We start from the raw sequence: 12,925 nt of genomic DNA, 5'->3' as shown, positions 1-12,925 counted from the left end.
ATGTGTGATGGGGCGCGCATCAGTCCCCTCCCGCAGGGCGCGTGCGGGGCAGCACAGCCTCGTCCTCGCGGCGGATGGTGGGCGTGTTCCACAGGGAACGCACGCGGTCGCTGAGCACCAGCAGCGCGACCAGACCGGCGAGGCTGAGCACCGCCAGGAACCACAGGCCGCCGCTGCCGCGGTACGCGAGGAACGCGGCGGTGACCATGGTGTTCGCCAGCGCGACGGGCAGCACCAGCTTCCAGCCGAAGCGCATGAGCTGGTCGTAGCGCAGGCGGGGCAGCGTGGCGCGCACCCAGATGAACAGGAACAGGAAGAACGCGATCTTCACGACCAGCCAGATGATCGGCCACTCACTGATGCCGGGGATGATCCCGTTCAGGAACTGCGGCCCCTTCCACCCGCCGAAGAACAGTGTGCTCATCACGGCCGACGCGGTGATCATGTTCACGTACTCGGCCATCTGGAAAAGCGCCCACTTGATCGCGGAGTACTCGGTAAGGTACCCGGCGACAATCTCCTGCTCGGCTTCCGGCAGGTCGAAGGGCGTGCGGTTGGTCTCCGCGAACGCGGACAGAAGGAACAGCGCGAAGCCCAGTGACTGGAACAGGATCAGCCAGCCGTTCTGCGCCTGCCACAGCACGATGCCCTGGAAGGACGTCGTGCCGACCAGCATCAGCAGGCCCAGCAGGCTGATGCCCATGCCGAGTTCGTAGGAGATCATCTGCGCGCTCGACCGCAGGCCGCCCAGAATGGGGTACTTGCTGCCCGACGCCCAGCCGCCCAGGAAGATGCCGTACACGCCCATGCTGGTCAGCGCCAGCAGCGCCAGAATCCCGGCGTTGAGGTTGTACACCCACGGGTCTTCCCCGAACAGGCTGTTCTCCGGCCCGGCCGGCAGCCCCCCAAACGCGGAGAGCGCCATGCCGATGGCGACGATGGGCGCGAGCGTGTACACCAGCTTGTCGGCCAGGGTGACGTTGACGTCCTCCTTGAAGATGCTCTTGATGGCGTCCGCGAGGGGCTGGAGCAGGCCCATGGGACCCACGCGGTTCGGGCCGTAGCGGATCTGCATGCGCGCCAGCAGCTTGCGCTCGACCAGCGTCATGTACGCGAAGGTGGTGAGCAGCGCGAAGGCCACCAGGAAGGCCTTGAGCAGCGTGATCAGGGCGGCGGCGAGCCAATCGGGCATCAGTCGTCCCCCCCGGGCTGGATAGACAGCATGGGCAGCGTCATTCCACCCAGCGAATTGATGTGTTCGGCGCGTTCGACGTCGTCCCGGCGCACCTGCATGCGCTCCGTCCACAGCCGGGGCGTGTGCGTCAGCGCGGTCGGGGCGGTCGGGGCGCTGGGCAGCGGGTGGATCACGCCGCGTTCGGGCACGCTGTCGAGCTTCAGGCCAAAGCGCGCGGCGGCGAGCGCCTGGGCGCTCTTCAGGCCGCGCACCTTCGTCCGCACGCCCAGCGCCTCGGCCAGCGCGCCCAGCGTGCGGATCAGGTCGGCGGCCTCGCCGCTGCTCAGGGCGGCCTGAGACAGGGACAGCAGGCGGCCCTCGAGGTTCACGGTCGTGCCGCGCTTCTCGTAGTTCGTGAGGGCCGGCAGCACCACGTCCGCGCGCTGCGCGGTGGCGGTCAGGTGCGTGTCGTGCACGACCGTGAAGCCGCGTGCGGTGACGCCCGGGTCGAGCCGGCTGATGAACGCCGCCGGCGCCTGCGCGAGCTGTGCGTAGCCCAGTCCGCCAGCACGCGGGACGAGATTCAGCGCGGCCAGACCGCGGCTGTTCGGCCCGGCGGGAATCGCCATGACCTTCGCCCCGGTGCGGGCGGCGAGGCCGGCAACGGCCGACGCGAACGACCCGGACGCGCCGTTCAGGGCGTCCGCGCCCAGGACGATCACGGGCTTCTCGGCGGCCTCAAGCGCTTTCAGGGCGGCGCGCAGGTCGTCGGTGTCGGGCGTGGCCAGGCGGGTCACGCCGCTCATGCCGTTCGCCGGGATGCGCGTGCCCGCGTGTGTCCACAGGCGCGATTCCTGACCGATCACGATCAGCTTCTCGAGCTTGCGGACGGGGCGCTCGATCAGGCGCAGGTCGGCAATCGCGGTGCCGTGGTCGAACTCGGCCGGCAGGATGCCGCCGCGCAGCATCTCCAGAATCCGGAGTTCCAGCACCGGCGCTTCCTCGCCCAGGTCCGCGCCGATCACGACCACCAGATCGGCGGTCGCCACGTCCGTCAGGGTCGCGGCGGGAGCGGTGAGGCTCACCTCGTAGCGGGGCCAGTGGTCCACATGCTTCGTGCCGGTCTGCTCGGCCAGCGATTCGAGGGCGAGCCCCTCCTCCAGCGTGCTGTCCGACCCGATGTACAGGGCCAGGTCGTCCATGTTCTGCCCGGCCAGGCCGCGGTTGATCGCATTAATCGCGTCGTCCCACGTGGCGGCGTGCAGCTGCCCGTCCTCGCCGCGCACCAGGGGCACGGTCAGGCGGTCGGCGGACGCGAAGGAGTGCCCGAAGCGGCCCGCGTCGCAGATCCACGCCTCGTTCACGTCGCGGTTCTCGCCGGCCACGATGCGCTCCAGGCGGCCGTTGCGGGCGTCCACGGTGATGGAGCAGCCCACCGGGCACAGCGTGCAGGTGGTGGGCGTGTGGTCGTACTCCCAGTTGCGTCCCCGGAAGCGCGCCACGTTGTCCAGCAGCGCGCCCACCGGGCAGATGTCCGTGATATTGCCCTGGAAACCCGTGGGCAGCCCGCCCTCCTCGGTGTCGATGAAGGTGTGCCCGCCGCGCTCGATGAAGTCCAGCACCTCCTGGCCCGGCACCTCCTCGAAGTAGCGCACGCAGCGCTTGCAGTGGATGCAGCGCTCCTGGTCGAGGATCACGTACTCCGAGAGGGGGTAGTGCTTGTCGGCGTGGCGGCGGTCGAAGCCGAAGCGGCTCGCGCCGTAGCCGTATTCGAAGGCGCGGTCCTGAAGCTCGCACGCGCCGCCCTTGTCGCAGGTGGGGCAGTCCAGCGGGTGGTTCAGGAGCGTGAACTCCATCATGCCCGCCTGCGCCTTGGCCACCACCGGCGAGGTCTTCGCGCTGCGGATGTGCATGCCCTCGGTGGCCTGCATGGTGCACGACGCCATGGGTTTCGGGAACCAGAAGATCTTCGGCGTGGCCGCGTCTCCCTCGCCCTCCATCACGAAGGTCCCGTCGGGGTTCTTGCGCGGCGAGCCGGACTCCACGAGGCACATCCGGCACGCGCCCACCGGGCTCAAATACTTGTGGGCGCAGAAATACGGCACGTCCCCGCCCGACTGGAACACCGCGTCAATGGCGGACGTTCCGGCGGGCAGGTCGAGTTCCACGCCGTCGACAACGACTTTCATTCATCCCTCCAGCGCTTCCGTGCCGGGTAGAGCGGTTTTTGCGTGCGCTCAAGCGCGTCGTATTCCTCGCGGAACAGGGCGATGCTGCTCAGCACCGGCCCCAGGCACGCGTCGGCCAGGGCGCAGAAACTCCGGCCCCCGATGTTCTCGGACATGTCCAGAATCAGCTGCACGTCGCCGGGCTGACCGTGGCCGCGCACCAGCTTCTCGTACATGCGGGTCATCCACGAGGAGATGCCCTCGCGGCACGGCGTGCACTTGCCGCAGCTCTCGTGCCCGTAGAAGCGCACGAGGTTCCACGTGGCGTTCACGATGCAGTCGGCCTTCGGGATCAGCGTGACGCCGCCGGTGCCGAGCATGCTGCCCGCCGCCGCCACCGACTCGTAGTCCATGGGCGTGTCGAGGATCTTGTCGGTGAAAGGCAGCATGGGGCAGCTCGATCCGCCGGGGATGATGGCCTTCATCTCCTCCAGAGGGCCGCCCGCCCAGTCGTAGATCAGTTCGCGGAAGGTGGTGCCCAGCGGCAGTTCGTACACGCCGGGCCGCGCGACCGGGCCGCTGATCTGGAAGAGCTTCATGCCCCTCGACTTCTCGGTGCCCATGCCGGCGTGCCAGTCGGCCCCGTAGCGCAGGATCTGCGTGGCCGCGCAGAAGGTCTCGACGTTGTTGATGGTCGTGGGCAGACCGTACAGGCCCGCCGCCGCCGGGAAGGGCGGCTTCAGGCGCGGGTTGGCACGCAGGCCCTCCAGCGAGTTCATCAGGGCCGTTTCCTCGCCGCAGATGTACGCGCCGGCGCCCCGGTGCACCTGGATCTCGAAGTCGAAGCCGCTGCCCAGCACGTTCTTCCCGAGCAGCCCGGCCGCCCGCGCCTCGTGCACGGCGGCCCACACACGCTCGGCGGCGTGGACGTACTCGCCGCGGATGTAGATGTAGCCGACGGAAGCGCGCATGGCAAACCCGGCGATCAGCATGCCCTCGATCAGCTGGTGCGGGTCTTCCGACATCAGGTAGCGGTCCTTGAAGCTGCCCGGCTCGGACTCGTCCGCGTTGCAGATGATGTAGTGCTGCCGGCCGTCCTTGAGCGGCATGAACGACCACTTCAGGCCGGTGGCGAAGCCCGCGCCGCCGCGCCCGCGCAGGCCGGACTTCTTCACCTCGTCGATCACGGCGTCCGCGCCCATGGCGAACGCCCGCTTCACGGCCTCGTACCCGCCACTGCGGCGGTAGAAGTCCAGCGTCCAGCTCTGATCCTGGCCCACATAGGCGTACAGCGTGGGGGCAAACCGGGGATCTTTTGCGCTGGTGATTGGCTTGGGAGCGGGTTCCGCGACGGTCATGCGCCACCTCCGGGCAGCTGCGTCAGGCCCGTGATGCTGGCACCCACGATTTCCCCGCTCGCCAGGGTCTGCCGGCCATCGGCCGTGACCGTGACCGGCACCGGGTTGTCCGGCAGCGGCTGGAGGTCGTTTCTGAGCGACTCCAGAATCCGCGCGCACTTCGCCGGGCCGACATTCTCGTAGTAGCCGTCGTCGTTGATCTGCATCATCGGGGCGGTGCCGCACGAGCCCAGGCATTCGACCTTCTGCACGCTAAAACGGCCGTCAGGCGTGACCTCGCCCGGCTGCACGTCCAGCTGCGTCACCAGTTCGTCCCACAGCTCGTCCGAGCCCTTCAGGGCGCACATCAGCGTGGAGCACACCTGGAGGTGATACCTCCCGGTCGGCACCGTATGGTACGTGGAGTAGAAGCTCATCACCGAGCGGACTTCCGTGGCGGTCGTGCCGCACAGCGAGGCGATCTCCGCCATGCGCGGTTCGGACACGAAGCCCTCGGCGTCCTGCACCTCGCGCAGCAGCGGCATCAGCGCGCTTCTGCGGCCCTGCGGCGAATCCGGGTAGCGGGAGAAGATGTCCGCCACCAGGGGTTGTTTGTCTGCGAAGTAGGTCAAGTTTTCTCCCTTCATAGGGTCTGCTCCAGCACGAACGGTTCAGCCAATTTCCCCTGCTCAGCAAAGAAGTAGTAGAAGCCTGTGTCACCCCAGAGCACGTCGGTATCGCCTGTACCCAGAGCCAGAATGAAGTCGGCGGGCCGCCCTGTCGCGGGTCTTCTCGGCCAGCGACCGTCCTGCATCCAGGCCGGGTAGCCACCGATCTGACAGAGCGTGTCCTCGTTCAGATAGGGCCGCGCGGCGTCCCAGTAGGCGTCCCGCTCGTCATCTTCAAGCGTGGTGAACTGCTCGTCGAAGGGATGGGGCAGGCTCAGCACGGCCTCTGGAAGGAGCTTTTTCAAGAAGAGTAGGTTCTGCTCGGACGGGTATCTGGGGCCAGTGTTGTTGCCCCCGCCCTCAGTCCACCGTGCGAGAAGCCGGGAGGAGCCGTATGGGACGGATTTTCCCTCACTCATCTCAAAGGTGAGCAGGTCACGGGCATCTGCATAGGCTTCCCCGCCAGGAAGGCAGTACCAGCAATTCCAGAACTGGAACAGGCCCGATTTCACACCCATGAGAACGCTGACGAGTTCTTCCGTCAGGTGAATCTGCATGACAAAGCCCATCTCGCGTTGACAGTGAACGCAGGTCGGCCACTCCTCTCCCTCAGCGCGGGACGGCGAATCGCCACCCACGACACTGTCCCCCTCGTTCATATGGTCGGCATTCGCAGCGCGTAATAACCAGGCTGGACGCACACTCTTCAAAATCTGTTCCCGAAGAGGGGCCAACGCTTCCGGCACGTCGGGGAGTGGCAGATGACGGTGCGTGGCGGGCAAACTCAAGGTCATCACCGATCCACGTCCCCGAGCACGGGGTCGATGGTGGCGAGAATGGTGATGAGGTCGGCGAACTGCGCGCCCACGCAGGCATATTCCAGCGCCTGGAGGTTCACGAAGCTGGGCGAGCGGATCTTCACGCGGTAGGGCATGGAGCCGCCGTCGGACACGACGTAGTACCCGACCTCGCCGCGCGCGCTCTCGATGGGCACGTACGCCTCGCCGTGCGGCGGGTGGAAGCCCTCGGTGACCAGCTTGAAGTGGTGGATGACCGCTTCCATGCTGGTTTCCAGCTCCTGCCGGGGCGGCAGGCTGATCTTGCGGTTGGGGTCCTTGACCGGGCCGGGCTTCAGTTTCTTCAGTGCCTGCCGGACGATCTTGATGCTCTCGCCGAACTCCAGCAGCCGCATGTTGAAGCGGTCGAGGCTATCGCCGGTCTGGCCGGTGACGACGTTGAAGTCGTACTCCTCCAGGCCGCAGTACGGGTTGGCCTTGCGGTGGTCGAGCGGCACGCCCGACGCGCGCAGGTTCGGCCCGGTCAGGCCCAGGTCGATGGCCACCTCGGGCGGGATCACGCCAACGCCCCGCGCGCGGTCAAGGAAGATGGGGTTCTGCGCGAAGAGGGTCGTGTACTCGGCCACGCCCTGTTCCATCTGGTCGAGGAATTTCGCCACGCGGGGCGCCCAGTCGTCGGGGATGTCGCGGGAAAGGCCGCCGACGCGGAAATATCCCTGGTTCATGCGGTAGCCGCACACCGCCTCGAACAGATCGACCAGCGCTTCTTTCTCGCGGAAGGCGTAGAAGAAGGGCGTCAGCGCGCCGAGGTCGAGCAGGCCGGTGCCCACGAACACGAGGTGCGAGTGCATGCGCCCGAGTTCGTGCAGGATCACGCGGACCACGTTCGCCCGCTCCGGCACCTGCGCCTGCAGCAGCTTCTCGACGCTGAGCACGTACGCGAGTTCGTGGCTGAAGGAGTGCAGGTAGTCCGTGCGGGGCGCGTAGGTCACGCCCTGCTGGTACGTGCGGTGCTCGAAAGTCTTCTCGAAGCCGCTGTGCAGGTAGCCCATGTGCGGCGTGACCTTCACCACGTACTCGCCGTCCATGTCCACGACCAGCCGCAGCACCCCGTGAGTGCTGGGGTGCTGCGGCCCCACGTTCAGGGACATGATCTCGGTGTGCATCATCGCGCCGCCCTGCCCGGAGAGCCGCTCGGCGGCCGTGCTCTCCTGGTGGTCCGGCGTCATCTGCTCGGGCGGCAGCGTGCCCGACTGGGTGCCCTCGCCGTGGGTGGGCTTATCGGTGATGGTCATGGGGTGGTCTCCCTTCGGTCAGTCCAGCGGACTGTCAGACGAGCGCGGCGGGTCCTCATTTCGGCCCTCCTTCCGGCATCACGGGCGGTTCGATGTCGCGCGTGCCGCCGCGGCGCAGGCTGCCGCGGTAGCCGGTCAGGCCGCTGCTCTGTCCGGTCAGGCCCGCGCGGAACGCGGCGGGGTCGAGAAAGCGCCCGTCGCGGAACAGGGTGGGCGACTCGCCCAGCGGGAAGTCTTTGCGCAGCGGGTGGCCTTCCAGGTCGTCCGGGGTGAGCACCTTGCGCAGGTCCGGGTGGCCGGTGAACTCCACGCCCATCAGGTCGTAGACCTCGCGCTCCAGGTAGTTCGCGGCCTTCCACACCGGATACAGGCTGGGCACGCTCTGGCCCTCGTGCAGCCACACCCGCAGGAACAGCCGGCGGTGGTCGCGCGGGTGGTAGACGTTGTGCAGCACCGCGAAGCGCTCCGGCCGGGCGTCGGGATAGGTCAGGTAGTCGATGCCGACGCAGTCCATCAGCATGAACCCGCGCGCCCTGAGGGCCTGCGCCACGCCCAGCAGCTCATCCGGCGTGACCAGCACGGTCGGTTCGGCCGCGTCGTCCTCGGTGAGGTTCAGTTCGCGCAGCAGCGGCACCAGGTCGCGCGGATCAGCCTTCGGCGCGGCGGGAACGGCGGGCGCGGGCCGCGGCGCCCCCGACTGCGACGACTGCGCCACGCCTTCGCGGCCGGTGAGTTTGCTGTCCCCCGTCACCGCGTCCACGCATCCACCATCGGGAGCTGGTGGCCGAGTTCGTCGAAGGCCTCGCCGCGCACCTTCTTCTGAAGCTGCATCACGGCGTAGATCAGGGCCTCGGGGCGGGGCGGGCAGCCGGGCACGAACACGTCCACCGGCACCACGGAGTCCACGTTCTGCACGATCGCGTAGTTGTTGAACATGCCGCCACTGCTGGCGCACGCGCCCATGCTGATCACCCACTTGGGATCGGGCATCTGGTCGTACACGCGGCGCATCACGGGGGCCATCTTCTTGCTCAGGCGTCCGGCCACGATCATCACGTCCGCCTGCCGCGGACTGGCCCGGAACACCTCGGAGCCGAAGCGCGCCAGGTCGTTGCGGCCGTTGGTGGAACTCATCATCTCGATGGCGCAGCACGCCAGCCCGAAGGTCGCCGGCCACAGGGAATTGCTGCGGCCCCACGCGACCAGCTTCTCCAGGCTGGAGAACAGCACGCCCTCGGATTCCAGTTCCTGCCAGTCCTTCTCGAACAGTTCCTTCAGGGGCATGGGCGCACCTCCGGTGCGTGACGCCACGGGTTCAAAACCACCGCAATACTCTGGCCCGTTCCGTGTTCAGTGGCCGCAGGGTCAGGGGCGGCCCCTCCCCTCTCTTGACCAGCCAACGGAAGCGTACCCGCTCTCAGGCCCATTCCAGCACCTTCTTCTTCAGAACATATACGTAGCCCACGAGCAGCAGCAGCACGAAGGTCAGCGCCTCAAAAAAGGCGAAGGGCACGAGTTTCTGGTAGGCGACAGCCAGAGGATAGAAGAAGGCGGTCTCGATGTCGAAGACGATGAAGAGCATGGCGACGAGGTAGAAGTGCACCGGGAAGCGCTGGCCGGTGCCCACGCCGCCGTGCTCGGGATCGTTGCCGCTCTCGTAGGCCATCAGCTTGGTGCGGCTGGCCTTCTTGGGGCCGAGGATGGCGCTGACGACCACGGCGAGCACGCCGATGCCGATGCCGATCAGCAGCATGATCACGAAGTTCGCGTACTGTTCGATGTTCTTTCCCCTTTCCGCCCCCACACTCCTGCTCCCGGCATCACTCGTGAAAAAGAGCACGAGAGGCTGGAAAAAAAGAGAGGGGGCCAGATGACGAGCGGCGACGGACAGACTGAGGTACGCCTCAGTTTTACCACGATTCCCGGCCGCCGCCGCGCCCGACCGGCCACGCATGCCGGCCGCACCGACGGTCATCAGGGCAGGGATAGCTCCGTCGCAGGTGTGCCTTTCCGGTCAGCGGCCCAGCGTGACCAGGGTGAACAGCCAGCGGCTGTCCGCGCCGTTCGGCCCGAACTGGTAGCCGACCCCTGGCCCCAGCAGGCTGGGCAGCCCGCGCACGTCGAGCAGCACGTCGGCCCACACGTAGGTGTACCCGGCCGTCCAGTTGCGGCTCGCGCGCGCCCGAACCGCGCCCAGCGACAGCAGATTCCCGGTCGCGGGCAGCCGGTACAGGGCCGTGAGGTTGCTCTCCTCATAGCGTGACATGCCGAAATCCGGCAGGGGCACCGAACCGACCACGTAGCGCTCGAAGTGCGACGCGGCCAGTGACAGCCCCGGCAGCGGGCTCGACGACGCGGCCAGATAGACATCCACATTCCCCAGCACCTGTCCCTGCGCCGGGAAGACCGACGTGCGCAGCGTGGCCCCCGCGTAGGTGTTCACCACGCCGAAGGTCTTGCCGACGCCGCCGGCCACCTCGGCCTGGGCGTACGGAGCCATGGTGTTTGCCTGCGTGGCCACGCCGGCCACCGCGAGCACCCGCACCTGATCCCCCAGCGTCTTGAAGGCGTAGCCGCCGGACAGGTGCGAGTGCAGGCCGTCTCCCTGGATCAGCGCGCTGTACTGCACGCCTAGCGCCGGGTTGTGGGTGTACTCCATGCGGGGAATGCCCTCGGGCGCCGTGTAGCCGTCGAAGTACACGCCGCCCGCCAGGGTCGTATCGTCCACGCGGCTGCCGATGTTGATCTCCCAGTAGTTCGCCTGCTTCACGACCGTCAGCCGGACATCCGGGTCCGTGGGCAGCGGGATGTAGCGCACGCCGAAGCCCGTGGCGGTGGTGTACGCGATCTCGGACGTGCCGAAGCGGCCCATGTAGTTGGCCGGGAGGTGGAAGATCGTGGACTGTGCCTGCGCGGCCGGGGCGGCCACGGCTGTCAGCACCACGCCCGCGCGGATCACGGTGCGGGCGGCCTGCACAAGCCGGGAGCGGAGGGATGGGCCAGGGCGACGGAGGGACAGCGGCATGACGGCCCCACCCTACCCGTTCGCGCCGTACAAAGTTCTCACATCTGCCGGTCCGGGGCTCCGGCTCTGGTGTCCGGGGTTACGCGCGCAGGTTCACGATGGTCACGCCGTGGCCGCCCTGGTTGGGCTCGGCGTCGTGGAAGGACTCGACCTTGCGGTCGGTCTTGAGGTAATCGCGCAGCAGCCGCCTGAGCACGCCCTGGCCCTTACCGTGCACCACCCGCAGCTGCTTTTCCTTCAGGGCGGACGCCTCCAGAATCGCGGTGCGCAGTTCCTCGACCGCCTCCTCGACGCCCAGGCCGCGTAGCTGCAGCTCTGCCTGGAAGGTGCTGGGCGCGCGGCCCACGAAACTGCCTCGGGCCACCGGCACCTTCACCTCCGGCTGCATGCGCACGTCGCGGCGCTTGACCCCCACCTTCATCACGCCGAGTTGCACGACCAGATCATCGCCGCGCAGTTCCAGCACCTGCCCGGAGGCGTTGTACGCGGGCACGTCCACCCGGCTGCCCACGCGGATGGGATCGCCGCGCTCCTCGCGCACCGGGGGGGCCGGTCGGGCCTTCTGGGCAGCGGTGCGCAGCTCGCGCAGTTCCTGCATCACGCGCGGGCGGGCGCCGTCCTCCTGCGCGCGGGCGCGCAGGGTCCGCACGCGCTCGATGGCGTCGGCGTACAGCGACTCGGCCTTCTGCGCGGCCTCGGCCAGCATCTCGTTCCGGCGCGTTTCCAGCGTCTCGCGTTCCTGACGCACGCGGCCGAGTTCCGCTTCCGCGTCGCGGCGGGCGGTCGTGGCGGTCTCCAGCTGACCGGCCAGGTCGGCCCGCTCGCGTTCCAGGCCCTCCAGCATGCGTTCCATGATGCCGGCGTCCTCGCCCAGCAGGCCCTCGGCCCGCTCCAGCACGCCGCCCGGCAGGCCCATGCGCTGCGCGATGGCCAGGGCGTACGAGCGGCCCGGCTGGCCCACCAGCAGCGCGTAGGTGGGCGACAACGTCTCCACGTCGAAGCCCATGCTGGCGTTCTTCAGGCCCGGCGTCTCCAGCGCGAAGAGTTTGAGCGGCGACAGGTGCGACGTCACGATGCCGCGCGCGTCCTGAGCCAGCAGCGTCTCAATGATCGCCTGCGACAGGGCCGCCCCCTCGTTCGGATCGGTGCCGGACCCCAGCTCGTCCACGAGTACCAGCGTGTCTGGCGACGCGTGCCGCAGCACGTAGCGCAGGTGCTTGAGGTGCGACGCGAAGGTGCTCAAGCTGGCCTCGATGCTCTGCTCGTCCCCGATGTCCACCAGCACGTCGCGCACGACCGGTAGCTTCGCGGCCGCCGCCGGAACGTACAGCCCGCACTGGGACATCAGCACCGCGAGGCCCAGCGTCTTGAGGGTCGCCGTCTTGCCGCCCATGTTCGGGCCGGTGATCAGCAGCAGTTTGGTGTCGCCCAACTGGATGTCGTTGGCGACCGGGTTCTCGATCAGCGGGTGGCGGGCCTCGCGCAGGTCGTATACCCCAGCCGGCGAGGGCTCGGGGCGGTTCAGGCGCCAGTCGCGTGACAGCCGCGCCTTGGACGCGATCAGGTCGAGTTCGCCCACGGTGGCCAGGGTCATCGGTACGTCCGCGTCCTGGGCGAGCAGGCCCGACAGTTCCGTCAGGATGCGGCGCACCTCGGCTTCCTCATCGAGGATCAGCCGGGCGAGTTCGTTGTTCAGCGGCGTGACGGCCGCCGGCTCCACGAAGTAGGTCTGCCCGGTCGCGGACGCGTCCACGATGATGCCCTGCACCTGCCCCACCCGCGACGCCTGCACCGGCAGCACGTAGCGGTCGCGGCGGATGGTGACGATGTGCTCCTGCAGGACGTCCGCCCACTTCTCCAGGGTGCTGGCCAGCCGCTCGCGGATGCGGCCCCGCAGCGGCTCAATGCGTTTGCGCAGGTCACGCAGGTGATGCGACGCCTCGTCGCGCACGCCGCCCTCGCGGTCGAGCGCACCCAGCACCCGGCGCACGAGTTCCGCGTGGTCGCCCAGCCCGAGCGCCACCTCGCGCAGCGGCCCACGCGAGTTCGCACCGATGGCGCGCTTGACCGTCATCGCGCCGTCCAGCGAGTACGCCGCGTTCAGCAGTTCCTGTCCGGACAGCACGCGGCCTTCCTGTGCGCGGGCATGCAGCGCCCGGATGTCCTGAATGCCGCCCAGGCTCAGGCTCACGCCGAAGAGCGCGTCCTCGACCTCGTCCAGTTCCCGCGCGATCCGCCCGGCGTCGTCGGAGGGAACCAGCGCGAGCGCCCGCTCGGTGCCCAGCGTGGTCGCGCAGCGCTCCGCGAGCGCGTCACGGACACGGGGAAAATCCAGGGCAGACAGGGCGCGTGCATCGAAAGCCATCTTGCGTGAAGCATACCGGCGCGCCCGGCTGGACACCGTGCGCCGAGTGGCTTAGAAACCATTGACCCATTTCGCAGCCCGGCACGACGGGTACGT

The 12,925-nt window shown here is 68.3% G+C and carries 11 protein-coding genes; all 11 read right to left on the bottom strand.

Going from position 1 to position 12,925, the window contains the following annotated elements; translation table 11 throughout:
* Positions 1 to 19: 19 nt before the first annotated feature.
* The 11 genes from nuoH to HNQ07_RS11760 all read right to left on the bottom strand — a co-directional run bounded on the left by nuoH (position 20) and on the right by HNQ07_RS11760 (position 12,829).
* Positions 20 to 1,192, bottom strand: a complete 1,173-nt coding sequence (gene nuoH, locus HNQ07_RS11810) for an NADH-quinone oxidoreductase subunit NuoH (protein WP_184111983.1) — start codon at positions 1,190 to 1,192, stop codon at positions 20 to 22.
* Positions 1,192 to 3,363, bottom strand: coding sequence for an NADH-quinone oxidoreductase subunit NuoG (gene nuoG / locus HNQ07_RS11805; protein ID WP_184111982.1), 2,172 nt, complete (start codon positions 3,361 to 3,363; stop codon positions 1,192 to 1,194). The genes nuoH and nuoG overlap by 1 nt, the downstream gene beginning before the upstream one ends.
* On the bottom strand, positions 3,360 to 4,700 hold the full coding sequence (nuoF, locus tag HNQ07_RS11800; RefSeq protein ID WP_184111981.1) for an NADH-quinone oxidoreductase subunit NuoF: 1,341 nt from the start codon (positions 4,698 to 4,700) through the stop codon (positions 3,360 to 3,362). Before nuoF ends, nuoG begins: the two co-directional genes overlap by 4 nt.
* Positions 4,697 to 5,311 carry an NADH-quinone oxidoreductase subunit NuoE gene (locus HNQ07_RS11795; RefSeq protein ID WP_184111980.1) on the bottom strand — a complete coding sequence of 205 codons (615 nt, stop codon included), beginning with the start codon at positions 5,309 to 5,311 and terminating at the stop codon, positions 4,697 to 4,699. Before HNQ07_RS11795 ends, nuoF begins: the two co-directional genes overlap by 4 nt.
* Positions 5,312 to 5,322: 11 nt before the next feature.
* Positions 5,323 to 6,141 carry a DUF1963 domain-containing protein gene (locus HNQ07_RS11790; RefSeq protein ID WP_184111978.1) on the bottom strand — a complete coding sequence of 273 codons (819 nt, stop codon included), beginning with the start codon at positions 6,139 to 6,141 and terminating at the stop codon, positions 5,323 to 5,325.
* Complete coding sequence (nuoD, locus tag HNQ07_RS11785) at positions 6,141 to 7,373, bottom strand: NADH dehydrogenase (quinone) subunit D (RefSeq protein ID WP_184112189.1); 1,233 nt, start codon at positions 7,371 to 7,373, stop codon at positions 6,141 to 6,143. Before nuoD ends, HNQ07_RS11790 begins: the two co-directional genes overlap by 1 nt.
* 121 nt (positions 7,374 to 7,494) lie before the next feature.
* Positions 7,495 to 8,076: an NADH-quinone oxidoreductase subunit C gene (locus HNQ07_RS11780; RefSeq protein ID WP_184112187.1), complete on the bottom strand. Its 582-nt coding sequence runs from the start codon at positions 8,074 to 8,076 to the stop codon at positions 7,495 to 7,497.
* 110 nt (positions 8,077 to 8,186) lie between these two features.
* Entirely contained in the window at positions 8,187 to 8,723 is a 537-nt protein-coding gene (locus tag HNQ07_RS11775; protein WP_184111976.1) for a NuoB/complex I 20 kDa subunit family protein, read from the bottom strand.
* 133 nt (positions 8,724 to 8,856) lie between these two features.
* Positions 8,857 to 9,414, bottom strand: coding sequence for an NADH-quinone oxidoreductase subunit A (locus HNQ07_RS24065; RefSeq protein ID WP_260322887.1), 558 nt, complete (start codon positions 9,412 to 9,414; stop codon positions 8,857 to 8,859).
* Between the two features lie 39 nt (positions 9,415 to 9,453).
* Complete coding sequence (locus HNQ07_RS11765; protein ID WP_184111974.1) at positions 9,454 to 10,416, bottom strand: hypothetical protein; 963 nt, start codon at positions 10,414 to 10,416, stop codon at positions 9,454 to 9,456.
* 127 nt (positions 10,417 to 10,543) lie between these two features.
* Positions 10,544 to 12,829 (bottom strand): endonuclease MutS2, encoded by a 2,286-nt coding sequence (locus HNQ07_RS11760; protein ID WP_184111972.1) that lies wholly within the window; start codon positions 12,827 to 12,829, stop codon positions 10,544 to 10,546.
* Between the last annotated feature and the right edge of the window lie 96 nt (positions 12,830 to 12,925).

The organism is Deinococcus metalli (assembly GCF_014201805.1).
Lineage (GTDB): Bacteria > Deinococcota > Deinococci > Deinococcales > Deinococcaceae > Deinococcus > Deinococcus metalli.
The sequence above is the reverse complement of the archived record's forward strand: the minus strand, read 5'-3'. Positions and strand labels throughout refer to the sequence as shown.